The organism is Clostridium magnum DSM 2767, assembly GCF_001623875.1.
Lineage (GTDB): Bacteria > Bacillota > Clostridia > Clostridiales > Clostridiaceae > Clostridium_AM > Clostridium_AM magnum.
Map to the genome: position 1 here is coordinate 1 of NZ_LWAE01000019.1, position 22,726 is coordinate 22,726.

Annotated in this window: 20 protein-coding genes, 10 tRNA genes, 2 rRNA genes, 1 other RNA gene and 1 other annotated feature; of the genes, 29 read left to right on the forward strand and 4 right to left on the reverse strand. The window is 32.1% G+C overall.

Annotated elements, in window-relative coordinates:
• From CLMAG_RS29745 to CLMAG_RS29825, 17 genes are all read left to right on the forward strand, one after another.
• Window positions 1–1,120, forward strand: a 23S ribosomal RNA gene (locus CLMAG_RS29745); the annotation flags it as partial.
• Window positions 1,121–1,161: 41 nt separating this feature from the next.
• Window positions 1,162–1,278: ribosomal RNA gene (gene rrf / locus CLMAG_RS29750) — 5S ribosomal RNA — on the forward strand.
• A 6-nt stretch (window positions 1,279–1,284) separates the two neighbouring features.
• Window positions 1,285–1,361: transfer RNA gene (locus tag CLMAG_RS29755), tRNA-Ile, on the forward strand.
• 3 nt (window positions 1,362–1,364) lie between these two features.
• A tRNA-Ala gene (locus CLMAG_RS29760) sits at window positions 1,365–1,440 on the forward strand.
• A gap of 112 nt (window positions 1,441–1,552) precedes the next feature.
• A complete protein-coding gene (locus tag CLMAG_RS29765; protein ID WP_066631128.1) occupies window positions 1,553–2,047 on the forward strand; it encodes an HDIG domain-containing metalloprotein in 495 nt (164 codons plus the stop codon).
• Window positions 2,048–2,170: 123 nt separating this feature from the next.
• Window positions 2,171–2,686 carry a transcription repressor NadR gene (locus CLMAG_RS29770; protein ID WP_066631130.1) on the forward strand — a complete coding sequence of 172 codons (516 nt, stop codon included), beginning with the start codon at window positions 2,171–2,173 and terminating at the stop codon, window positions 2,684–2,686.
• Window positions 2,687–2,729: 43 nt separating this feature from the next.
• Window positions 2,730–3,893 (forward strand): DUF362 domain-containing protein, encoded by a 1,164-nt coding sequence (locus CLMAG_RS29775; RefSeq protein ID WP_066631131.1) that lies wholly within the window; start codon window positions 2,730–2,732, stop codon window positions 3,891–3,893.
• A 5-nt stretch (window positions 3,894–3,898) separates the two neighbouring features.
• The gene (locus CLMAG_RS29780; protein ID WP_066631136.1) at window positions 3,899–6,610 is read left to right on the forward strand and encodes a UPF0182 family protein; all 2,712 of its coding nucleotides are present in this window, start codon (window positions 3,899–3,901) and stop codon (window positions 6,608–6,610) included.
• A 127-nt stretch (window positions 6,611–6,737) separates the two neighbouring features.
• A complete protein-coding gene (locus CLMAG_RS33360) occupies window positions 6,738–7,523 on the forward strand; it encodes a L,D-transpeptidase (RefSeq protein ID WP_242873187.1) in 786 nt (261 codons plus the stop codon).
• Between the two features lie 34 nt (window positions 7,524–7,557).
• The gene (locus CLMAG_RS29790; protein ID WP_066631137.1) at window positions 7,558–8,949 is read left to right on the forward strand and encodes an NAD(P)/FAD-dependent oxidoreductase; all 1,392 of its coding nucleotides are present in this window, start codon (window positions 7,558–7,560) and stop codon (window positions 8,947–8,949) included.
• A 20-nt stretch (window positions 8,950–8,969) separates the two neighbouring features.
• Window positions 8,970–9,332, forward strand: a complete 363-nt coding sequence (locus CLMAG_RS29795; protein WP_066631138.1) for a DUF1667 domain-containing protein — start codon at window positions 8,970–8,972, stop codon at window positions 9,330–9,332.
• Between the two features lie 86 nt (window positions 9,333–9,418).
• Window positions 9,419–9,612, forward strand: a binding site (T-box leader).
• Between the two features lie 54 nt (window positions 9,613–9,666).
• Window positions 9,667–10,947: a serine--tRNA ligase gene (serS, locus tag CLMAG_RS29800; protein ID WP_066631139.1), complete on the forward strand. Its 1,281-nt coding sequence runs from the start codon at window positions 9,667–9,669 to the stop codon at window positions 10,945–10,947.
• Between the two features lie 63 nt (window positions 10,948–11,010).
• Window positions 11,011–11,101, forward strand: a tRNA-Ser gene (locus CLMAG_RS29805).
• A 26-nt stretch (window positions 11,102–11,127) separates the two neighbouring features.
• Window positions 11,128–11,218: transfer RNA gene (locus tag CLMAG_RS29810), tRNA-Ser, on the forward strand.
• A 164-nt stretch (window positions 11,219–11,382) separates the two neighbouring features.
• Window positions 11,383–11,473 (forward strand) — tRNA-Ser (locus CLMAG_RS29815).
• A gap of 25 nt (window positions 11,474–11,498) precedes the next feature.
• Window positions 11,499–11,589: transfer RNA gene (locus CLMAG_RS29820), tRNA-Ser, on the forward strand.
• 8 nt (window positions 11,590–11,597) lie between these two features.
• Window positions 11,598–11,674, forward strand: a tRNA-Arg gene (locus tag CLMAG_RS29825).
• A gap of 91 nt (window positions 11,675–11,765) precedes the next feature.
• Here CLMAG_RS29825 and CLMAG_RS33120 read toward each other — a convergent pair.
• Complete coding sequence (locus tag CLMAG_RS33120; protein WP_169809825.1) at window positions 11,766–11,936, reverse strand: hypothetical protein; 171 nt, start codon at window positions 11,934–11,936, stop codon at window positions 11,766–11,768.
• A 222-nt stretch (window positions 11,937–12,158) separates the two neighbouring features.
• Between CLMAG_RS33120 and CLMAG_RS29830 the strand changes: the two genes are divergently transcribed.
• Together CLMAG_RS29830 and CLMAG_RS29835 are read left to right on the forward strand one after the other, a co-directional pair.
• Window positions 12,159–13,139 carry a ParM/StbA family protein gene (locus tag CLMAG_RS29830; protein ID WP_066631141.1) on the forward strand — a complete coding sequence of 327 codons (981 nt, stop codon included), beginning with the start codon at window positions 12,159–12,161 and terminating at the stop codon, window positions 13,137–13,139.
• A 21-nt stretch (window positions 13,140–13,160) separates the two neighbouring features.
• Complete coding sequence (locus CLMAG_RS29835; RefSeq protein ID WP_066631145.1) at window positions 13,161–13,517, forward strand: hypothetical protein; 357 nt, start codon at window positions 13,161–13,163, stop codon at window positions 13,515–13,517.
• 95 nt (window positions 13,518–13,612) lie between these two features.
• On the opposite strand, the gene CLMAG_RS29840 is transcribed toward CLMAG_RS29835, so the two are convergent.
• Window positions 13,613–14,503, reverse strand: coding sequence for a phosphatidylserine decarboxylase (locus tag CLMAG_RS29840; RefSeq protein WP_066631147.1), 891 nt, complete (start codon window positions 14,501–14,503; stop codon window positions 13,613–13,615).
• 215 nt (window positions 14,504–14,718) lie between these two features.
• Between CLMAG_RS29840 and CLMAG_RS29845 the strand changes: the two genes are divergently transcribed.
• The gene (locus CLMAG_RS29845; RefSeq protein WP_066631149.1) at window positions 14,719–15,297 is read left to right on the forward strand and encodes a TetR/AcrR family transcriptional regulator; all 579 of its coding nucleotides are present in this window, start codon (window positions 14,719–14,721) and stop codon (window positions 15,295–15,297) included.
• Between the two features lie 31 nt (window positions 15,298–15,328).
• Here CLMAG_RS29845 and CLMAG_RS29850 read toward each other — a convergent pair whose 3' ends face one another.
• Both CLMAG_RS29850 and CLMAG_RS29855 read right to left on the reverse strand, forming a co-directional pair.
• Window positions 15,329–16,930 (reverse strand): ABC1 kinase family protein, encoded by a 1,602-nt coding sequence (locus CLMAG_RS29850; RefSeq protein ID WP_066631151.1) that lies wholly within the window; start codon window positions 16,928–16,930, stop codon window positions 15,329–15,331.
• A 34-nt stretch (window positions 16,931–16,964) separates the two neighbouring features.
• Complete coding sequence (locus CLMAG_RS29855) at window positions 16,965–17,276, reverse strand: phasin family protein (protein WP_066631153.1); 312 nt, start codon at window positions 17,274–17,276, stop codon at window positions 16,965–16,967.
• Between the two features lie 199 nt (window positions 17,277–17,475).
• On the opposite strand from CLMAG_RS29855, the gene CLMAG_RS29860 reads away from it, so the two are divergent.
• The 9 genes from CLMAG_RS29860 (at window position 17,476) to CLMAG_RS29900 (ending at window position 22,638) form a co-directional block, all read left to right on the forward strand.
• A tRNA-Arg gene (locus tag CLMAG_RS29860) sits at window positions 17,476–17,552 on the forward strand.
• A 102-nt stretch (window positions 17,553–17,654) separates the two neighbouring features.
• On the forward strand, window positions 17,655–18,095 hold the full coding sequence (locus tag CLMAG_RS29865; RefSeq protein WP_066631155.1) for a nucleoside deaminase: 441 nt from the start codon (window positions 17,655–17,657) through the stop codon (window positions 18,093–18,095).
• 759 nt (window positions 18,096–18,854) lie between these two features.
• Window positions 18,855–18,947 (forward strand) — tRNA-Ser (locus tag CLMAG_RS29870).
• Window positions 18,948–19,062: 115 nt separating this feature from the next.
• A tRNA-Ser gene (locus CLMAG_RS29875) sits at window positions 19,063–19,152 on the forward strand.
• A gap of 11 nt (window positions 19,153–19,163) precedes the next feature.
• An RNA gene (gene ffs, locus CLMAG_RS29880) (signal recognition particle sRNA large type) lies at window positions 19,164–19,430 on the forward strand.
• A gap of 162 nt (window positions 19,431–19,592) precedes the next feature.
• Entirely contained in the window at window positions 19,593–21,230 is a 1,638-nt protein-coding gene (dnaX, locus tag CLMAG_RS29885; protein ID WP_066631159.1) for a DNA polymerase III subunit gamma/tau, read from the forward strand.
• A 77-nt stretch (window positions 21,231–21,307) separates the two neighbouring features.
• Window positions 21,308–21,649: a YbaB/EbfC family nucleoid-associated protein gene (locus tag CLMAG_RS29890; RefSeq protein WP_066631161.1), complete on the forward strand. Its 342-nt coding sequence runs from the start codon at window positions 21,308–21,310 to the stop codon at window positions 21,647–21,649.
• A gap of 58 nt (window positions 21,650–21,707) precedes the next feature.
• The gene (gene recR / locus CLMAG_RS29895; protein WP_066631163.1) at window positions 21,708–22,304 is read left to right on the forward strand and encodes a recombination mediator RecR; all 597 of its coding nucleotides are present in this window, start codon (window positions 21,708–21,710) and stop codon (window positions 22,302–22,304) included.
• A gap of 61 nt (window positions 22,305–22,365) precedes the next feature.
• On the forward strand, window positions 22,366–22,638 hold the full coding sequence (locus tag CLMAG_RS29900; protein WP_066631165.1) for a YaaL family protein: 273 nt from the start codon (window positions 22,366–22,368) through the stop codon (window positions 22,636–22,638).
• The last annotated feature ends 88 nt before the right edge of the window (window positions 22,639–22,726 follow it).

The following is a 22,726-nucleotide window of genomic DNA, read 5'->3' on the forward strand; positions in this document are numbered from 1 at the left end:
CAAAAACACAGGTCTCTGCTAAAGCGAAAGCTGAAGTATAGGGGCTGACGCCTGCCCGGTGCTGGAAGGTTAAGGGGAATACTTAGCGCAAGCGAAGGTATGAACTTAAGCCCCAGTAAACGGCGGCCGTAACTATAACGGTCCTAAGGTAGCGAAATTCCTTGTCGGGTAAGTTCCGACCCGCACGAATGGCGTAATGATTTGGGCACTGTCTCGACAACAAATCCGGCGAAATTGTATTGCGAGTGAAGATGCTCGCTACCCGCGATTGGACGGAAAGACCCCGTAGAGCTTTACTGTAGCTTAGCATTGAATTTCGGTATTGTCTGTACAGGATAGGTGGGAGACTGAGAAACAAGGGCGTCAGCCTTTGTGGAGTCAACCTTGGGATACCACCCTGACAGTACTGGGATTCTAACCGGCGGCCATGAAACTGGTCACGGGACATTGTTAGGTGGGCAGTTTGACTGGGGCGGTCGCCTCCAAAAAAGTAACGGAGGCGCCCAAAGGTTCCCTCAGAACGGTTGGAAATCGTTCGAAGAGTGCAAAGGCAGAAGGGAGCCTGACTGCGACACAAACAAGTGGAGCAGGGACGAAAGTCGGGGCTTAGTGATCCGGTGGTTCCTCGTGGGAGGGCCATCGCTCAACGGATAAAAGCTACCTCGGGGATAACAGGCTGATCTCCCCCAAGAGTCCACATCGACGGGGAGGTTTGGCACCTCGATGTCGGCTCGTCGCATCCTGGGGCTGAAGTAGGTCCCAAGGGTTGGGCTGTTCGCCCATTAAAGCGGCACGCGAGCTGGGTTCAGAACGTCGTGAGACAGTTCGGTCCCTATCCGTCGCGGGCGTAGGAAATTTGAGAGGAGCTGTCCTTAGTACGAGAGGACCGGGATGGACTGACCTCTGGTGCACCAGTTGTTCCGCCAGGAGCACAGCTGGGTAGCTATGTCAGGACGGGATAAACGCTGAAAGCATCTAAGCGTGAAGCCCACCTCAAGATAAGATTTCCCATAGCATAAGCTAGTAAGACCCCTTGAAGAACACAAGGTTGATAGGTTAGAGGTGTAAGCATGGTAACATGTTCAGCTGACTAATACTAATAGGTCGAGGGCTTGACCTAATTATTCACTGTGCAATTTTGAAAGAACAAAATTCTTTCAATCTGGTGATTATGACGTAAAGGTAACACCCGTTCCCATTCCGAACACGAAGGTTAAGCTTTACAGTGCTGATGGTACTGCACGGGAGACTGTGTGGAAGAGTAAGTCGTCGCCAGGTTTATATGGATCTTTAGCTCAGTTGGTTAGAGCAACCGGCTCATAACCGGTAGGTCCGGGGTTCGAGTCCCTGAAGGTCCACCATATGGGGGTATAGCTCAGCTGGGAGAGCACCTGCCTTGCACGCAGGGGGTCAAGGGTTCGAATCCCTTTATCTCCACCATGAAAATGTCTGTAATTTAATTACAGACATTTTTTTTTATATAAATTATTATATAAGTTATAATATAAATAAGCCTAAAATATATTCATATAAGGTTAGGGGTGTACAAAAAATGGATTTTTATAGGGTAAAACAGTTCTATTGGGCTATAAATCCTAAAATAACCAATGAAGATTTAGATTTTTTACATAGTAACTTAAGTAAAAATGAGCTAAAGTTATTTTACAAGCTACCTGCATATGATCAAAAACATTCTATAAAAGTAGCTTATGATGTAACATATGTCTGTAAGGAAAATAATATAGAATCTAAGTTACTAGTAAAAGCTGCATTACTTCATGATATAGGTAAAGTACATAAAAAATTAAATATAATAGATAAATCTATTATGGTTTTAGTTGATAATATAACTAAAGGTGGCATAAAAAAGCTATCAAATATAGAAAAAGTAAATGTATACTATAATCATGGGACAATAGGTAAAGATATACTGAAAAATTATAATTATGACCCTAAATTATTATATTTAATTGAAAATCATCATAATTATAATGTGATAGGAAATTTTGAGTTAGATATACTGAGAATGTGCGATGATAGAAATTAAATACAGCCCATGTAGGTATAAAAACATTTTATTTATTGAAAGATAATGGTAATATATACTTAGAATTTACTTAATATAAATATTAAACTAACTACATTGCTGTTTTATATACTGGAGGTAAATATGAATTCAAAAGAAAGAAGAAAATATATAGAAGATCTTTTAAGGAAAACGAATACGCCGCACAAAGGGCATGTTTTGTCAGAAGAGTTAGGAGTTACAAGACAGATAATTGTAAAGGATATTGCTATTTTGAGAGCTGAAGGAAAGAAGATTATAGCTACCCCAGAAGGGTACTTAATATCTAATGAGGAAAAAAATCTTGTGAAAAAAGTTATGGCTTTCTGTCATAAAGCAGATGACATAGAAGATGAACTTAAAACAGTTGTGAAATTTGGTGGTATTATAGAGGATGTTATAATAGAACATTCAGTTTACGGTGAGCTAAAAGGAATGCTTATGATAAAAACTCTTTATGATGTAGAAAATTTTATAAAGAAAATTAATGAGCATAAGGCTGAGCCACTTTTAATATTAACAGGAGGAATACATCTACATACTATCTCTGCAGAAAATGATGATATAATGGATAATATAACCACAGAACTAAAAAATAAAATGTATTTATTATCGGATTAAAATAGGCAATATATTAAGAATTAATTAATGATGGAGAAACCTAATGGAAAAGGTAGCGCTTTTAAAATGTGAAGATTATGATGTAAAACTTATTGAAGAAAAGCTAAGAGAGGGATTCAATCTTTTAGGGGGGGATAAATTTTTAAAAGAACTCATACCATATAATAAAAAGGTTTTATTAAAACCTAATATGCTATCAATAGAAGAAGCTGGCTCACCAGTTATTACAAATTTTAATGTATTTGAAGCTGTTATAAGAATTATAAAAGACTATACAAGTGATATATCCTTTGGAGACTCACCAGGGTTTGGAGACCCTTTAAAGGCCGCTGAAAGATCAGGATTTTTAAATATAGCTAAAAAGTATGATGTGAAATTTGAAGATTTTAAGGATTCTATACATGTGAAGCTAGACGAGTCTATATTATGTAAGTCATGGACTATAGCTAAAGCACCCTATGAAGCTGATGTGCTTATAACATTACCTAAGCTTAAGACACATGCTATGGCTTATTATACCGGAGCTATAAAAAACCAATTTGGCTGTGTACCAGGTTCATTAAAGGCTACATGGCATACTAGAATGCCAAATGCAAATAACTTCTGCAAAATGCTATTGGACTTAAATACTTTAGTTAATACTAATTTTGCAATATTAGATGGTATTATAGCAATGGAGGGAAATGGTCCTAAAAGTGGAACTCCTAAAAAGATGAACACGTTAATAATGGGCAAAAGTTTATCTGCAGTAGATTCCACAGCGGTTAGATTGATAGGATATGATAACCCGCTAGATATACCTCTTTTAAAAGAAGCTTATGATCAAAACTGGGGAGAAGTTCTTCCTAAAAATATAGAACTTTTAGGACAGAGCATTGAAGATATGAAAGTAAGTGATTTTCAACTTTGTAGAAAGGCTGGAAGCTTCTATTTTATAAGTCCTGCAGTTACAAATTTTTTAAGAGATTTAATTGCACCAGATCCATCACTTATAGAGGAAAAATGTATTGGTTGTGGAAGATGTAAAGAAGTATGTCCTGAAAAATCTAGAGTTATAAAAATGATCAAAGATAAGGATAAAAACATACCTACATGGAATATGAAGGAATGTATAAGGTGTTTTTGTTGTCAGGAGTTATGTCCATGTGGCGCAATAGAACTAAAATATTCTACACTAGGCAAAATACTTAAAATGAATAAGAGGTGATCTAAATGAAAAAGAAACTATTTTTAAGTACAACTATATTTATTATATTAATGTGTATAAGTTTTTTTGCTAGGATTGTTGATTTAATAGTAAATATAGAATGGTATAAAGAAGTAGGTTATATATCTGTTTATTTTACTAAGCTTGTAGCAATAATAAAGCTTATGATACCTATTTTTCTAATAAGTTTCATTGGAATATGGCTATATTATAAGAGTTTGAGATTAAGCATTATTAAGTATAAAAAGGTAGTTGAAGTAAATAGTGAAAAAAATAAAATTGAAAAAAGAATATTCTTTACCTCTAACCTAATAATCTCTTTAATAATTTCCTATGCATTTTCAGCAGCCTATTGGTATAGAATTTTACAATTCACTAATTCAGTTAAATTTAATATAAAAGATCCTATTTTTAATATAGATATATCTTTTTATGTTTTTAAACTTCCACTTATACAATCAATTTATGGTGCAATGGTAAGTTTACTAGGTTTTTTAGTTTTTATCACATTTATAACATATTCTATTTTAAGTGCAAAAGATAAGATATATTCAACAAAAAATATAAAGAGAAGGTTTTCTAGAATTAATTTAGTTAATGGTGGTCTTACAAGATTTGCAGGGAAACAATTAGCTATTATTTCAGCATTGATAATGGTTTGTGTATCCATAGGCTATATGCTTAAAGCTTTTGGTCTAGTTTACAGTCCTAGAGGAGTTGCATTTGGAGCTAGTTATACAGATGTTCACGTAAGTATGTTATTTTATAAAATAATAGTTGTAGTTTCACTTATTGCAGCTATAGTTATTTTCACTAGTGTACTAGCATCAAAGGTAAAACCTATAGTGGCCTCTATAGGACTAATAGTAATTTTAGTTATTACTGAAGGAGTAGCATCAAATGCTGTTCAGACTTTTCTTGTTAAGTCAAATGAAAAAACTCTAGAACAACCTTATATAAAATATAATATAGATTATACAAGAAAAGCATTTAATATTGAAGATATTCAAGCACAGCCTTTTGAAGTAAAAGATAACTTAACAAAAGAGGATATTAATAATAATAAGGATACTATAGATAATATAAGAGTAAATTCATATAATCCTGCACTGGAATTTTACAATCAAGTGCAAATTATAAGATATTACTATGGTTTTAATGATGTGGATGTTGATAGATATAATGTAAATAATAAGTCAAATCAGGTGTTTGTAGCAGCGAGAGAAATTAATAGCCAAGCAATAGATCCAAGTACATGGCAGAATAAACATCTAATATATACTCATGGTTATGGTGTTGTAATGAGTAAGGTTAATTCTGTAACATCAGAAGGTCAACCTGATTTTGTTATAAAAGATATGCCACCTCAAAATAGTACGAATATAGACCTTGAAAACTCTAGGATATACTTTGGAGAAAAGACAGATGATTACGCTATAGTAAATACAAAAATGAATGAATTCGATTATCCTAAAGGTGGAGATAATCAAACAAATAAATATGATGGTAAAGCTGGAATTAAAATGAGCTTTATGAGCAAAATTTTATTTGCAGCAAACCAAGGAGATTTAAATTTTCTTTTATCGAGAGATATAACTAGTGAAAGTAAGATATTAATAAATAGAAATATAGTAGATAGAGTAAAAAAAATAGCTCCATTTTTAAGTTATGATTCAGATCCGTATATTGTTATAAGTAATGGAAGACTTTATTGGGTTATTGACGCATATACATCGTCAGATAAATATCCTTTTTCACAGATTCAAAGTAATATAAACTATATAAGAAATTCTGTTAAAGTTGTTATAGATGCATATGATGGTAATACTGATTTTTATTTAGTTGATAAAAATGATCCTATAGCTATAAGCTATTCAAAAATATTCCCAGGGTTATTTAAAGATACAGATAAACTATCTAATGACATAAAGCAGCATTTTAAGTACCCTGAGGATTTGTTTACAATTCAGTGTAATATTCTTGGAAAATATCATGTAACAGATCCAGGAGTATTTTATAATGGTGAAGACTTATGGGAAGTATCGAAAAATCAAAAACAAGTTGAAGGAGAAAAAGATGCTTCAGAGGCTCCTTATGTTGTAATGAAGCTTCCAGGTGAAAAAAATGAAGAAATGGTAGTTATTCAATATTTCAACATGAGAAACAAAGATAACATGGTAGCTTTATTTGGAGCAAGAATGGATGGAGAAAACTATGGTAAGATGGTACTATATAAATTCCCACCACAAAAGACTGTGTATAGTCCATATCTATTTAAACAGAAGCTAAATCAAGATACGGCTATATCTAAAGAGTTATCGCTATGGAATAAAGGAGATTCTCAAGTTCAATTTGGAGATACTATTATAGTACCTATAAATAATTCATTACTTTATGTAGAACCTATGTATTTAAGAGCTAGTGGCAAAAATAGTATACCTGAAATGAAAAGAGTCATAGTTTCATATGGGGAGAATATAATTTTAGCTGAAAATATAGAAAGTGCTCTTGAACAAATGTTTAATTATAAACAAGAGGATAAAGGCATAAATCAAAGTAATGTATCTTCAGGTAATAGTGCAGAAAAATTGGACAAAATAAAGCAAGTAAAAGAAGTATATGATAAAGCATTAGAGGCACAGAAAAATGGTGACTGGGCTAAATATGGAGAGTATATAAAACAGCTTGGAGAAATGATAACAGAATTAAATAAGTAATTTGCATAATATAAAGGGGAAAACGGACATAGGTCTGTTTTCTCTTTATATTTTTTAATAAATAGGTTTAAAGTATAGCCCTCATGCAAATAATACCAATATATGAGTTAACTCGGAGGGTTATATAGTGAAAAAAATAGTAGTTTATAGTCTAATACTTACATCTATTCTTATATTTGCACCTGCTTTCATAGTTCAGTTTGATGATGAAGCTAAACAAACAGTTAATGTAGATAAAGCTAATATAAAAAATGATAATAGATCAAATAAACAAGATTACAATGATGATATAGCAGTATTTTCGTCAAATACTTGTTTTAAAAAGACATATTATATAGGCTCAGATAAGGTTAATGTTTATCAAGATGATTCTGGAAGAGATAAGGTTATATTTACGCTAAGTAAAGATGATGTAGTAGTTGCTTATAAGGAAAATAAGGGATATGTATATTGTGAGGAAAATAAACTAGGAAGAAAAGGCTGGATAAGAAAGGACAAAAACAATTTAAAAGGTACGATTTCTAGGAATACAAAATATAATTTAGATGTAAATTTGACAAAACAAAGTTTGAAAATATTAAGTGATAATAAAATAATTAAAAATATATCCTGTTCTACAGGAATTATAGGGGACCAGGATACGGAAACTCCGCTTGGTATATTTTATGTTCAAAGTAAAGGGGAGTATTTTTTTAGTAACAAGTATAAAGAAGGTGCTAGATATTATATAAAATTTTTTTCTAACTATTTAATACATTCTATACCAGTAGACCAAAAAGGTAATATAATAGAAGATGAAAAGAAAAAATTAGGTTTTCCAGCTTCTCATGGATGTATAAGGATATCTATACAGGATGCTGAGTGGATATATAAGAACATTCCAGAGGGGTCATCTATAAATATACATTATTAGAAGTGTTGTGGTTTATTGAAAGGAAGGTTAAACTATGGATTATGATGTGCTTATATTAGGGGGAGGAATAATAGGGTGTGCAGTAGCTTATGAACTCTCAAAATATAGCTTAAACATAGCCCTTATTGAAAAAGATTATGATATAGCAGATGATGTGGCATTGCTTAATTCTGCAATAGTTTACGATGGGGTAGAATGTGAGGATACATTAGTTGCAAAGCTTGAACTTATGGGAAATAAGCTAATAGATGATGTTGTTTCAAAGTTTAATGTTCGTTTTAAGAAGTGTAATTCATTGATTATTGCAGAAGATAAAAAAAGTGAAGAAAAGCTAATCAATATGTATGATAAAGCATTAAATAGAGGTATAGATAATATTTATTTATTAGATAGTAAAGAAGTATATAAAATGGAGCCAAATCTAACTATGAGCGTGAAAAAGGCTATATACTCTAAAAATACAGGTATTATAGCACCTTATGATCTTGCTATTGCCTATGGAGAAGTTGCCTTTGATAACGGGGTAAATTTCAAACTAGAAGAGGAAGTTCTAGATATACAAAAAGTGTCTAAGGGTTTTAGAGTAATTACAAATAAGAATAAATTTAGTTGTAATATGGTGTTAAATACAACACCAGGAGAAAATTATAGCATTGATGGTTCAAGTAAAGTAAGTAAGAATAGAAGTTACTTAAAACATTTCTTATTAGATAAAAGTTTTAAGGGCAGTTTTAAGAATATAGTATCAACAATAAGTGAAACAAAAGAAACTGTATATTCAGTACCTACTGTTCAGGAAAACTCTATGATATCTATAAAGACTGATGAGGATATAAATTACCATGAAAGTTTAAGAAAAATATCGAATTTTATGGGGAAACTGAGTGATGAAGAAATAAATACATTTTATGAGTCACCTTTTTATAATGATACATTAATTATAGATGATAGTCTTATTGATACAGGATATATTAAGGTTACAGGAAAACATTATGGGCAGGTTACAATGACGCCTGCTATTGCAAAGATAGTATGTGAAACTATAATAAACAACTTAAATTGTATATTAAAAAAAGATTTTGTAGATAAGAGAAGGGAATTTTACAGGTTTAGATATCTATCTAATAAAGAAAGAAATGATATTATAAAAGTAAATAAAAATTACGGTAAGATAGTGTGTTATTGTAAAAAGGTAACTGAGGGAGAAATTATTGATTCAATAAGAAGACCTTTAGGAGCCAGAACTTTAGAGGGAATAAAAAGAAGAACTGAGGTTACTTTTGGAAGTTGTAATGGAGCTCAGTGTCTGAACAAAATTGCAACAATTTTAGCGAGAGAAACTAATAAAAGTATGACAGAAATAGTTAAAGATTCGAAAAATTCAAGGTTGATAGTTGGTAGAATTAAGGAATTTGATGAAATTTAATTATTTGGAGGAGTTTAAGTATGATTAAAGAGGTTATTTGTGATAGATGTAATAAAATGTGTGTATTAAGTATCGATAAATATGATGATAACATAGAGATTTACGGCAACAAGTGCGATGAGGGAATAAGTTTTGCTAATATGGAAATGAATAATAATAAGAGCTTATTTACTACAGTGGTCAGAATAAAAGGGGCTAAGAATAATGTGGTTTCAGTAAAAAGCAGTAAGCCTTTGGACAAAAAGATCTGGATAGAATGTTCAAAGGCTTTAGGGAGATTATATGTAGGAGCACCAATAAAAGCAGGGGACATTATTTGTAAGAATATTTTGAACACAGGTGCAGACATAATATGTACTAAAAATATAGAAAGAATCTCTTAAATATGATAGACGATTATATACCCATAGAAAGTTAAGAAATAATGTTGACATAAAAAGTTAAGGTATGTATAATTAAGTAAAATTAAAAATTACCTGTGATAAGGCTAGTAGCAATATAAAAGTTTAAGAGAATCAGCGGTTGGTGTGAGTTGATACTGTAGTATTGTGAATCCACCTTGGAGGGACTGTTAACATCAGTACGGTGATACCGATATAATCGTAGAGTGAATCAAGTTACTTGATTAATTAGGGTGGCAACACGGAGTCTTTCGTCCCTTTATGGGATAGAAGGCTTTTTTTGGTTTATACGATAAATTTTTAGGAGGATTATAATATGTTAGATTTAAAGAGAATACGAAATAATGCAGAAGAAATTAAAGCTGCTTTAGCAAATAGAGGGGAGGACTTTGATACAGCAACTATAGACGAACTTATGTCATTAGATGAAAAAAGAAGACAGGTTTTAGTGGAAGTTGAAGTATTAAAAAATAAAAGAAATCAAGATTCAGGGGAGATAGCTAAGCTAAAAAAATCAGGACAAAATGCTGATGCACTTATGGCAGAGATGAAGGCGTTATCAGATAAGATAAAAGAATATGATGTAAAGCTTTCTGAGATAGATAGCAAAATGGAATACATAATGCTTAGAATACCTAACATACCAAATCCAGCTGTTCCAGATGGAGATACAGATGAGGATAACATAGAAATAAGAAAATGGGCAGAACCTACTAAATTTGAATTTGAGCCTAAGGCCCATTGGGATATAGGTACAAATCTTAATATACTTGATTTTGAAAGAGCTGGAAAAGTTACAGGGTCAAGATTTACTTTCTATAGAGGTTTAGGTGCTAGACTTGAAAGAGCTGTTATATCATATTTTTTAGATACACATACAGAAAAGCATGGCTATGAAGAAATATTGCCACCATATATGGTAAACAGAACAAGTATGACAGGAACAGGTCAGTTGCCCAAATTTGAAGAAGATGCATTCAGAGTTTCAAATAATGATTTCTTCTTAATACCTACAGCAGAAGTTCCAGTAACTAATTTTTACAGAGATGAAGTTTTAAAGGGCGAAAGCTTACCAATAAAACATGTTGCATATAGTGGATGTTTCAGGGCAGAAGCAGGATCAGCGGGAAGAGATACAAGAGGACTCGTAAGACAACATCAATTCAATAAGGTGGAACTTGTTAAATTTGCAAAACCAGAACAATCTTATGAGGAACTTGAAAAACTAACTAATGACGCAGAAGAAGTGCTTCGGGAATTAGGAATTCCATATAGAGTAGTTAGAATATGCAAAGGGGATTTAGGATTTACAGCAGCTCTTAAGTATGATATAGAGGTTTGGATGCCAAGTTATAATAGATATGTGGAAATATCAAGCTGCAGTAACTTTGAAGATTTCCAAGCAAGACGTGCTAATATTAAGTATAAAGAAACTCCAAAGGATAAACCACAATACGTTCATACATTAAATGGATCAGGTGTTGCTGTAGGTAGAACAGTAGCAGCAATACTTGAAAACTATCAACAAGCTGATGGAAGTGTAATAATTCCTGAAGTTTTAAGGCCATATATGGGTGGTAGAGAAGTTATAAAATAAATATAAAAAAAGTTGTTGACATGTGTAGAACCTGCTGATATAATAATACATGTCAACAAATGAGGAAAGATGGTCGAGTTGGTTTAAGGCACCGGTCTTGAAAACCGGCGTACGGGTGACCGTACCCAGGGTTCGAATCCCTGTCTTTCCGCCAAATATATTATAACAAAAGTAGGGCATGGAGAAATACTCAAGTGGCCGAAGAGGCGCCCCTGCTAAGGGCGTAGGTCGGGTAACCGGCGCGAGGGTTCAAATCCCTCTTTCTCCGCCAGGAAGCACCTTGATGACTAGGTGCTTTTTAATTTGTATCACTTAAATCTTAAGCTTTATTGAGATTTTATATAATAATACATTAAATAATAAATATTAAAAAATCTTTAAATAAAGTTTGATTTTTTAATTCATTTGTGTTAATATAGTTATGTTGTTATTCATGGAAAGATGGTCGAGTTGGTTTAAGGCACCGGTCTTGAAAACCGGCGTACGGGTGACCGTACCCAGGGTTCGAATCCCTGTCTTTCCGCCAAATATATTATAAAAGAGTAGGGCATGGAGAAATACTCAAGTGGCCGAAGAGGCGCCCCTGCTAAGGGCGTAGGTCGGGTAACCGGCGCGAGGGTTCAAATCCCTCTTTCTCCGCCATTACATTTGCGTTGGTAGCTCAGTTGGATAGAGTAGCTGGCTACGAACCAGTTGGTCGGGGGTTCGAATCCTCTCCAGCGCACCAATAAAAACCCTAGAAGTCAAATAACTTCTAGGGTTTTTATTGCATTCAAAATATTTGGTAAGTGGACAGGCGTAAAAGAAGCTGAATTACCTTAGGGTATATTAAAGCTTTTTTTTATATAATCTAGGGCTAATTCTTCTATGAGATCATTTACGTTCTTTTCTTTTGCAGCAGCAAGTACTTTAAGTTTAATCAAAATCCATTGATTTAAAGTCGTATTAAACCTAACTCGTTTTGCTTGATTAATTTTATCTGTATCCATGTAAAAAAACCTCCCATAATTGTAAGTATATTACAATTATAACGTATATATGTATATGTGTATAGCATTTTATTTTATAGCATAGAATTTTGTATCTACACCGAATCGGCATTGTATCTGCAGAATAATAATTTTTTTACATAAAATGGTTAAAAAGTAATTGATTTGTATATGCAATTATAATACAATGTAGATACAGGGAAAAAATGGAGGTAGGTTAATATGCAAGAGTATGTAATTGCGTTAGACGCAGGAAAGTATGCTATTAAAGCGATGGGGAGAAATTCTAGAGGGATGGCTTCTGATCTTAAAAAAGTAGATATAAGAACAAAAATGTATGATTTAAGGAATGGGTATATAGATGTAGAGGGGAAGTCGCATAAGGTTATATTTAATGGGCAGGAACTAATTATTGGGGAGCAGGGAGAAACTAAGAGTTATGAAACTTCGAAGACGATATTTCTACACCAAATTTGTACGTATACTGCAATAACTCAATTCTTGGAACCAGAAACTAGGGATAATAAAGTTAACATGGTTCTTGCGTGTCCTATAAGTGTTTTAAAAGTCCAACAAGCTAAACTAGAGTATAAAGAATTTATAAAAGGTGATGGGATTATAGATATAAATGTAGATGGTAAAAATTATAGTTTCGAAATAGAAGATATAATGATAAAAGCTGAAGGATCAGGAATAGTATACTTATCACCTCATATATTTGAGCAGCGAAAAGTAGGAGTGGTTGACTTTGGAGGATTAAATTTCACTTTCTCACTTTATACTAATGGAGTATGCTTATCTCCAACCTCAGACCGTTTCGTAGAAGAATTTGGGGCTACAAAATTAACTAACTATGTAGCAGATGATTTAACAGGGTATAAACGGGGCAATATAGTTAAGTTTGATGCTGCAGAACGAGCTCTAGAACTTGGTTATTTATCTAGTTTTGGGAAAGTAGATAAGGGAAGTGAAGAAATTATTGCAAGAAGCAAAGAGCGTTTCTTTGATGAAGCTTGTGAAGAGATTAATAGACATGGATTTCGTATAGACGAGTTAGATGGTCTAGTATTTGTAGGAGGAACAACCCAAAAGCTTGTTGAAACTATAACTAACAAAATTCCTAACGCGTTTATAGCTACAGAGCCACAATGGTCAACTGTGGAAGGGTTATATAAAATTGCTTACAAGAAGTACATAGCCTAGCAGAAAAAAGGGGTGTGTATTATGGCAAAACGACCAGGATCATTAATGCTTACATTTTCTAAAAAAAATATAGACATAAGAAATTTACTAGAAGATAAAAAATCTGAGGACGAAGGATTTATTGTTACAGACTATATTTGCGAGTCTATTAGATTTTATGAAAAATATAAAAATTCTGCTGAGTTTAGTGATTTAGGGGCAGTTGGTAAACTTATTGATGAAAGATTGAAACAGTTTATGAAAACAAATAGTACCGTAACTTTTGGCCTAGCAGAATCTCAAAAGATTGAAGAAGAAAATATGACTGTAAATACAATAAAAACGAATATAAACACATTAGAGAGTGATCTGGACAATATTCCTATAGATGAGGATTAAAATGTATTAATTAAACTTCGGTTAACAATGGTTAAGAATACTCTCAAGTCCACCATAGAAAACCTAGAAGTTGTCGCTTCTAGGTTCTTTATGGTCTAATATTTTTTTTCTCCTATTTTCTCACCCATAAGTATTTTTGTTTCATATCCTTTGTTTGTCTGCTCAATTATGTCGTCATCAATTTTTACTTTTCCCTTTTGGAAAAATAGTATAGTAGTGGAGCCACCAAATTTGAAATATCCTTTTTCATCACCTTTTTTTATAGTATTTCCTGGGGTGTAAGTTTGTATTATGGAGCCAACACAGGTTGCGCCTACTTCTATATGCAACACATCTCCAAAGTTATTTGAATGAAAAATACTCCACTCTCTTTTATTTTTACAAAAAAGTTCTGGTACTTTTTTTAATGCAATTGGATTTACGGAGTAATAGTCACCCTTAATTTTTTTGCTATCTTCACAGGTTCCGTTATCTATAAAGTGAAATCTGTGATAATCAGTTGGACAGAGTCTAAGAATTAAACAAGTACCTTCTGAGAATTTTGATACTATATTCGGTTCATCGATAAGTTTATTAAGGCTGTAGGTATAACCTTTAACTTGAACTAATTTATTCAGATCGATATTTTCATAAGCTAGAAGCCTACCATCACCAGGAGATATTAGTGTTTCCAATATGTTATTTATAGGTCTAGCAGCTTTAACTAGCTTTCTAGTAAAAAAGTCATTAAATGATTCGAACCTTTCTAGGGACTTTTCGCTATGAGACATGTCTATATTAAAATTTTTAATAAAAGATGCTATCTTCTTTTGGCTTCGCTTACTATCGCAGTAATATCCATATAATTTAGAGAAAAGCTTTTTCTTAATTATTAATTCTAAAAGTCTCATCCCAACAGGTGAAGAGTAAGTCCAATTAAGGTATGTGTCTCCTGCTATTTGTTCAGTTTCATACTCTTTAGTCTCTCTATTATAAAATTTAACCATAGTATAACCTCTTTCATTAAAAAAATTATTGTAAGTAAAATGCTTAATTACAATTATCATTTATTATATATATATTGTCAATTTATAATACTTGATTAATATATATATAAATTATTTTTAATGTATTGAGTTATCTTAATAACATAGTATAATGAATATGAATCAATTGTACTGACTGGTCAACTGGTTCATAATAAAAATTTGGAGTGATATTAATGAATAAAACTAAAAGAGCAATATTTGATTCTGCTATAAAGGTATTCTCAAATTCAGGGTATAATGGTGCTACTATGGATATTATAGCAGCAGATGCAGGTGTAGCTAAAGGAACGCTATACTATCACTTTAAAAGTAAAGAGGAAATATTTAACTTTATAATAGAACAGGGTATGGCTGCTATAAAAGAGAAAATAGAAAGTATAGCAGTTAAGCAGGAAGACATACTTTCAAAGATTAAGGTTCTTTGTAGGGTACAGTTAGGATTTGTTTATGAAAGTAGAGATTTTTTTAAAGTTGTAATGAGCCAACTTTGGGGACAGGAATCAAGGCAATTAGAGCTTCGAGAATCTATCAAAAAATATATTAATTATATGAAATCTTATTTAGAAGAAGCTATGAAACAGGGGGTAGTAAAGAAGGGAGACTCATATCTTATGGCATATACTTTATTTGGAACAATCTGTTCAGCTACAGTATATGAACTTATAAATGAAGATAAGACAGATATAGAGGAATTAATTGAGAATTTATTAGGCAATATATTAAGTGGCATTCAAGAAAGAAATGAAAATTAAAAGGGGCTTATACATAAGTGTTAACCCCCTTTTATAGTTTACCAGATTTAATTATAGATATAAGAAGCCAAAACCCCATAAAAGCGGCGATAACAAATCCTAAGATTCCAATAACAGATATTCCAAATAATCTTGGGCCAATGTCCTTGGTTAGTATTAATGCTGATGCTATTACGGATGATGAAATTATTAGGGCGAAAACTAACCTATTTACCATTTTATTCAACTCATCCATAGATTTATCAAAGGATGGAACCTGAAGCTGTAGTTTAGCTCTGCCATTTAATATACTATTGCTTAGTTCTACAAGTTTATTAGGAAGAACTGAAAAATCCTTTACAAAGCCGTAAGAATGTATTAAAAATTGATCTAGATTTAAGTTCTTTAGTAGTAAGGATTCACTATTACTTTTTACAAAGGGAGTTGCTATATCAAGTATTTGAATATTAGGAGCAATTTTTGCTACAACTCCTTCTATAATAATTAAACTCTTTACAAGAAGTGTTAAATCTTTAGGTAGTTTTATATTATTATTTTTTGCACAATCAAAGACTTCTTCAATCAATACTGATATTTTAATGTTATCAAGTGTTGTAGATATGTACTTGGAAAAAAGATAATCAATATCTTCATATAACTTATTTTTATTGACAAAACCTTTCTTTATGCCAAGAGATATTATTACAGATACTAACTTATCTATATCTCGTAAAGCAATAGCTACTACAGCTTGATTTAAATAGGACTTCAATGAATTAGACAAACAACCCATTATACCAAAGTCTATAAAGCATATTTGACCTTCACGAATTAGGAAGTTTCCAGGGTGGGGATCACCATGAAAAAAACCATCGGTAAAAACTTGCTTAAAAAATGAAAGCGCTAATTTTTTTCCCAAATCATCAAAATCATATCCACTGTCATTGAGCTTTTCAAAGTCAGTTATTTTAAATCCATCTATTTTTTCCATAGTTAGAACTCTGTTGCTTGATAATTCATCTATTACAAAGGGGGCATAACAAAAAGCTACATTTTTATTTAGATTCTTAAACCTTTTTATATTTTCTGATTCAACTTTAAAATTCAACTCGTTTTCTGTTGATGATAATATTTCATTTAATGCTTGTTCAGGATCTATAAGTACATCAGGAAGCTTTGATTTAGTAAGCTTAATTACCTTTTTTAGTATTGATATATCCATTTGCATCTTTTCTTTTATTTCTGGTCTTTGAATTTTTACAATAACTTCTCTACCATCTGTAAGCACTGCACTATGCACTTGCGCTATGGAAGCTGATGCTAATGGTTTTTCTGAAAAATAAATAAAAAAGTCCTCTATGCTTTTATTGAATTGACTAAAAAAGACTTTATCAATATCTTCATAGCTTTCTGGAGGCACATTATCTTGAAGTTTTGAGAGTTCTTTTACATAACTAGGAGGCAGTATGTCAGGTCTAGCACTTAGAATTTGCCCTATTTTTATAAAGGTTGGCCCTAGATCTTCAAAAGCTTTTCTTAAATTAGCTGAAGAATTTTCTTTTTTATTATTTTTGTTATCGAGAATATATAGAAAGCCGTAATGTGCTAAAACTCGTACTATTTCTTTAAATCTTTGAGTTGAGTTTTTATACATACTATAACCTCCCTAATAAGTAAAACCCCAACATTCATTGGGGATTACTTGGGTTACCAATTTTTTCCTCTAGCTTATTTAGCCTTTCACTTATATTTTGTAAATCGTACTTAGATGCTAAGTTCATTCCATTTAGCAGTTCTAGAATATCTTCTTTGGTTAAAGGTTTATATTGTTCTGTTTTACTTTTAACATTTCTTTTTAATTCCTCGGAAAGATCCTTTCCTTCATCTATAGTTAACTTGCCTTTTATAACCATATCATCAATTAATTTTGAAGCTTTCTCGTAAGTATATGCTGCAGAACCTATACCTGCTAAAAATAAGTTTTTTAAATCACTAATCATAGTAACACCTCATAATTATTATATTTTTTATTCTAATATAATATACCCATATGAGAAGCCAATTAATAATAAAATTGAGGTATTTTCAAAAAAAAACTAAAAATACTCATAATTTATGTAAATTTAAGCTAAAAAAGTTATATATAAAATTGACATTTATTTTGAATTATAATAAAATACAAGGGTAACAAGTAAATATGCGCTCGTAGCTCAGTTGGATAGAGCGGTGGTTTCCTAAACCATGTGCCGGGGGTTCAATTCCTCTCGGGCGCACCAAGTTACAAACCTTGTAGTCTACAGATTACAAGGTTTTAACTATATTAGATATTTTTTTATATGTAGGATAATTAAATATATCATTATGGTTGGGAGTACATTATGCATAAAAGTTTTATGCTTGAGGCTATACATGAAGCTAAAAAGTCTCTTATTTTGAAGGAGGTTCCTGTAGGTGCGGTTATAGTTAAAGAAGATAAGATAATAGCTAGAGCACATAATTTAAGAGAAACACAGAAGGATCCAACAGCTCATGCAGAGATATTGGCTATTAAAAAAGCTTCAGAGGTAATTGAAAATTGGAGACTAAGTGGTTGTAGTATGTATGTTACCTTGGAACCATGTCCTATGTGTGCAGGTGCTATACTTCAATCAAGAATAAGTAATTTATATATAGGAACCTTTGACCCAACAGCAGGGGCTTGTGGTTCGGTAGTAAATATACTGCAAAATGATTCATTAAATCATTGGACTAATATCCACTGGGCTTATAATGAGGATTGTAGTAATATATTAGTAGACTTTTTTAAAAAGAGAAGATAATTTGGAGAGATAGAGCTTAAACATTAGGGGGAGTAAAATAGTGCGATTGATTTTCTATTAAAAAATAGGATATCAATTGTGCTATTTTTTATGTATATGACGGCTATAACGTATATGACGCATTTATGTATAGAATTTCACTTGTTTTTGTATCTACGTTGAATATATATTGTATTTACAATTATTTGTAAATCACACCAAATAATAAGTATGATGTATCTACAACACACATGCAATGTGGATACATAGCTAATAAGTAAAAGTAATATAATGGAGTTAACGCAATACAATTTGCAAAGTTACTTAGATTAAAGTTCATTCGTGTGTATATCTTAGAAAATAGTAAACTACAATTTTTTAAATCTCTACTGAATATTTTTTAAAAGCTTGTACATAATTATAGAAGAGCTAGCTTTAAAAAATATTTTACAGGAGGATAACCAGAATGAAAAAGCTTGTTGTTAAAACTTCAACTAAAAAGCCAAGTAAAAAAAACACTGATAAGTATTTAAGTTGTGTCGGTAAAAACTTTTAATTTATGTAGTAGAAATCTAAGTCTTATTTATGTATATTGAATTTTTAATATAGCAAATGCTATAACTGACCTGACAAGATAAAACCAATAGGACTATTTTAAGAAAAATAAATCAGCGTTGCTGCAAAATAACTTGTTAAATCATTGGACTAATAACCACTGGACTTATAATGAGCATTGTAGTAACATATTAGTAGATTTTTTCTAAAAGACAAGATAAAAACGGAGAGATGTCCGAGTGGTCGAAGGTGGTTGACTCGAAATCAATTGTACACTTAATAGGTGTACCGGGGGTTCGAATCCCCCTCTCTCCGCCAAAAAATTATTATCAAAATTTTTTATAAAAGTGTTGAATTACTTTAAAGTTAATAGTATAATAAGTCTTGTCTCGATTCGGGACAAAATTAAATAATTTTCATGAGTGGGTAATATGGATAGATGTCCGAGTGGTTTAAGGAGCACGCCTGGAAAGCGTGTGTAGGGGCAACTCTACCGGGGGTTCGAATCCCCCTTTATCCGCCATTAAACCTTTGTCGTGCTAGATGGGGAGTTAGCGGTGCCCTGTAACCTGCAATCCGCTATAGCAGGATTGAATTCCTCGATTAGGCTATAATACTGTGGGGTCTGGCCCATATAAGTGGCGTTGAGAATTGGGTCCCACGCAACGAAAACTCATGAACCCCGTCAGGTCCGGAAGGAAGCAGCGGTAAGTGATCATTTTCGTGTGCCGTGGATAAACCTGGTTTGAGTTAACTGTATGGGTAACGCTCATAGTTTATCAGACAAAGCGAGGTGCACGACTCTATATAGTTTAGACTGATATTGAAGATACCAAAAGGTGTCTTTTTTTATTGTATAACTTGAAATATTTAGAGATAAGTTTAACTTTAATTGCATGTTAACTCTTAACTAAATATAGGATATAATTATAATGTCTGAATAGATTAAAGAAGGTGATTTAATTGGCTTATACCGCATTATATAGAGAGTGGAGACCAAAAACATTTACGGATGTGGTTGGTCAAGAACACATAACTGTAACACTAAAAAATCAGATAAAAAATCATAGAATAGCTCATGCTTATCTTTTATGTGGAACAAGAGGTACAGGTAAAACATCTACGGCAAAGATTTTTTCAAAAGCAGTAAATTGTTTGAATCTTCAAGATGGGGAACCTTGTAATGAATGTGAAATGTGTCAGAAGATAAATAGTGGACTTTCAATAGACGTAATAGAAATGGATGCAGCGTCTAAGAGACGATTAGAGGATATAAAAGATGTAATAGAAAATGTAAAATATCCGCCCCAAGAGGGGAAATATAAAGTATATATAATGGATGAGGTTCACATGCTTACTCAAGAAGCAGTGAATGCATTTTTGAAAACATTAGAAGAACCTCCTTCAAATGTAATATTTATATTAGCAACCACAGACCCCCAGAAACTTCCAGTTACTATACTTTCTAGATGTCAAAAGTTTGATTTTAGAAGAATTAAAAGCTCTAGTGTATTTGATAGACTTAGAAATATTGTTAAGGATCAAGGGGTTTTTGCAGATGATAAAAGCCTTAGTTTAATATCTAGAATGTCTGATGGTGCAATGAGAGATGCATTAAGTATATTAGATCAAGCCATATCAATGGGAGAAGGAAAGGTAGAATATAATGGAGTTGTAACAATGCTTGGGCTTGTTAGTAATGAAAATTTACTTAAGCTTACAGAAAGCATAATAGAAAAAAGTGTTGAAGCATCCATGAGGACAATAGATGATATAGTATTTAGTGGTAAGGATATATATACATTTATTAGGGATATGATAACCCATATGAGAAACCTACTAATGGTAAAGGTTTCTCAAAATCCGGAAGAAATCTTAGATATGTCAGAGGAAAACTTAAACTTTATAAAGGAACAGGCACAGAAAATAAGAATAGAAGAAATAATGAGGAATATAAGGATACTTCAGGATGCAGAAGAACAATCTAAATGGACCAAACAAAGCAGAATATATTTAGAACTTGCTGTAATAAAGATGTGTAAGATAGAATATGATACATCAAAAGAAGTTATGCTTTCACGACTAAATAGACTTGAAGAAGCATTAAAGGACGGAGAAATAAAAGTATCCTGTGAAAGAATTATTCCTAAATCAGTAAATAGAGAAGTAAGCCAAAAATCAGAGGTCACAATAAAAAAAGAAGTAAAAGCAGATGAAACTATACAGCCTATAAAGGGTGAAAATATATATTCTAAGGTTTCATTAGATATAGTGAAAAAGAGTTGGAAAGATATATTAGAGGCATTTAAAGCAAGAAGGCAAATGGTCTTATTTGCAGCTTTGACTACAGGTGAAGTAGTTAAGTGTGAAAATGGGATAATAACTATACGATATGAAAAAGATTATGGCTTCCATAAGCAAAGATTAGAAAGGGAAGAAAATAAAAAAATTGTAGAAGATATATTTTCAGAATTGCTAAAAGAGAGATTAAAAATACAATATATTATAGATGGAGAAGGTACTAAGACATTTAATAACTCTCCAGAACAGTTGCTAAAAGATGCATTTGGAGAAGACTTAGTGGAAATAATTGACGAGTAGGTAAAAGTACTCATTATACTTTACAAAAATATGATATAATTAAAAATAAGTTTAGATAAGTTAAGGAGGATTTATTTATGGCAAGAGGTGGATTCCCTAATATGGGTGGAGCTAATATGAATAATATGATGAAACAGCTTCAAAAAGTTCAAAAGCAAATGGAAGAGATGCAACAGGAAGTTGAAAATAAGGAGTTTACAGCTACAGTTGGTGGTGGAGCAGTAACTGCAGTAGCTAATGGTAAAGGTCAAGTATTAGATATAAAGATTAAACCAGAAGTTGTTGATCCTGATGATGTAGAAATGCTTCAAGACTTAATTTTAACTGCTTGTAATGAAGCTTTAAAAACTGCAGCAGAAGAAAAAGAAAATGCAATGAAGAAAATAACAGGAATGCCTAATATTCCAGGAATGTTCTAATAAACTATAAATTCAGCCCCATCTTTAAAGATGGGGTTTTAAAATTGAGGTGATAAATATGGATTTTTATCCAGTAGTAATAGAAAAACTTATAGAAGAGTTTGCAAAGTTACCGGGAATAGGATATAAAACTGCACAGAGGCTTACTATTCATGTGTTAAATTTACCGGATGAAGAAGTTAAAGAATTTGCTGAAGCGTTAGTTAAAGCAAGGGGTACAATAAAGTACTGCTCTACATGTGGTAACTTTACAGATAAGGATCCTTGTCCTATATGTTCGAATCCAAATAGGGATAAGAGTACAATATGTGTTGTAGAACAACCGAAAGATATAATGACTATGGAAAAAGTTAAAGAATTTAATGGGGTATATCACGTACTTCATGGGAATATATCACCTATGGCTGGAAGGGGGCCAGATGATATAAAGTTAAAGGAACTTATAAGAAGGATGAGTGGGGAAGTAAAAGAAGTAATAGTAGCAACCAATCCTAATATAGAAGGAGAAGCTACAGCTATGTATATATCTAAGATATTAAAGCCATTAGGAGCAAAGGTTACTAGAATAGCTCACGGAATTCCAGTAGGTGGAGATCTAGAGTATGCAGATGAAGTTACTTTATCAAAGGCGTTAGAAGGAAGAACGGAATTATAATGTATACCAACTCCAATTTATGTCAAATATTATTAATATGACATAAATTAGGAGGAGTTTTATGGACAGAAAAAGAATAGCTAGTTATTTAATAAAAAAATCAAAATATACAGAAGAGCAAAAACGATTATTAAACGCAGTAGATAAAGCAAGAGAAGACCTTGATATAGCTAGACAATACTTTGATATAGTTAATGATCCTAGACTTGTAGATTATGCAATTTACATGGAAGAGGCTGCTAAAGCAAAGTATATGTATTTATTAAATGAGGCTAAAAAAGCTGGATTAAAGTTTCAAGGAGATACCATAATTAAAGAGGTAAGTGCTAGCTAAGATAATACACTTATTGAAGTAAAAAGTAAAAGTCTGCTGCTTTTACTTTTTACTTTTTATTAATACTTTTATTTTACTAGAATATAAA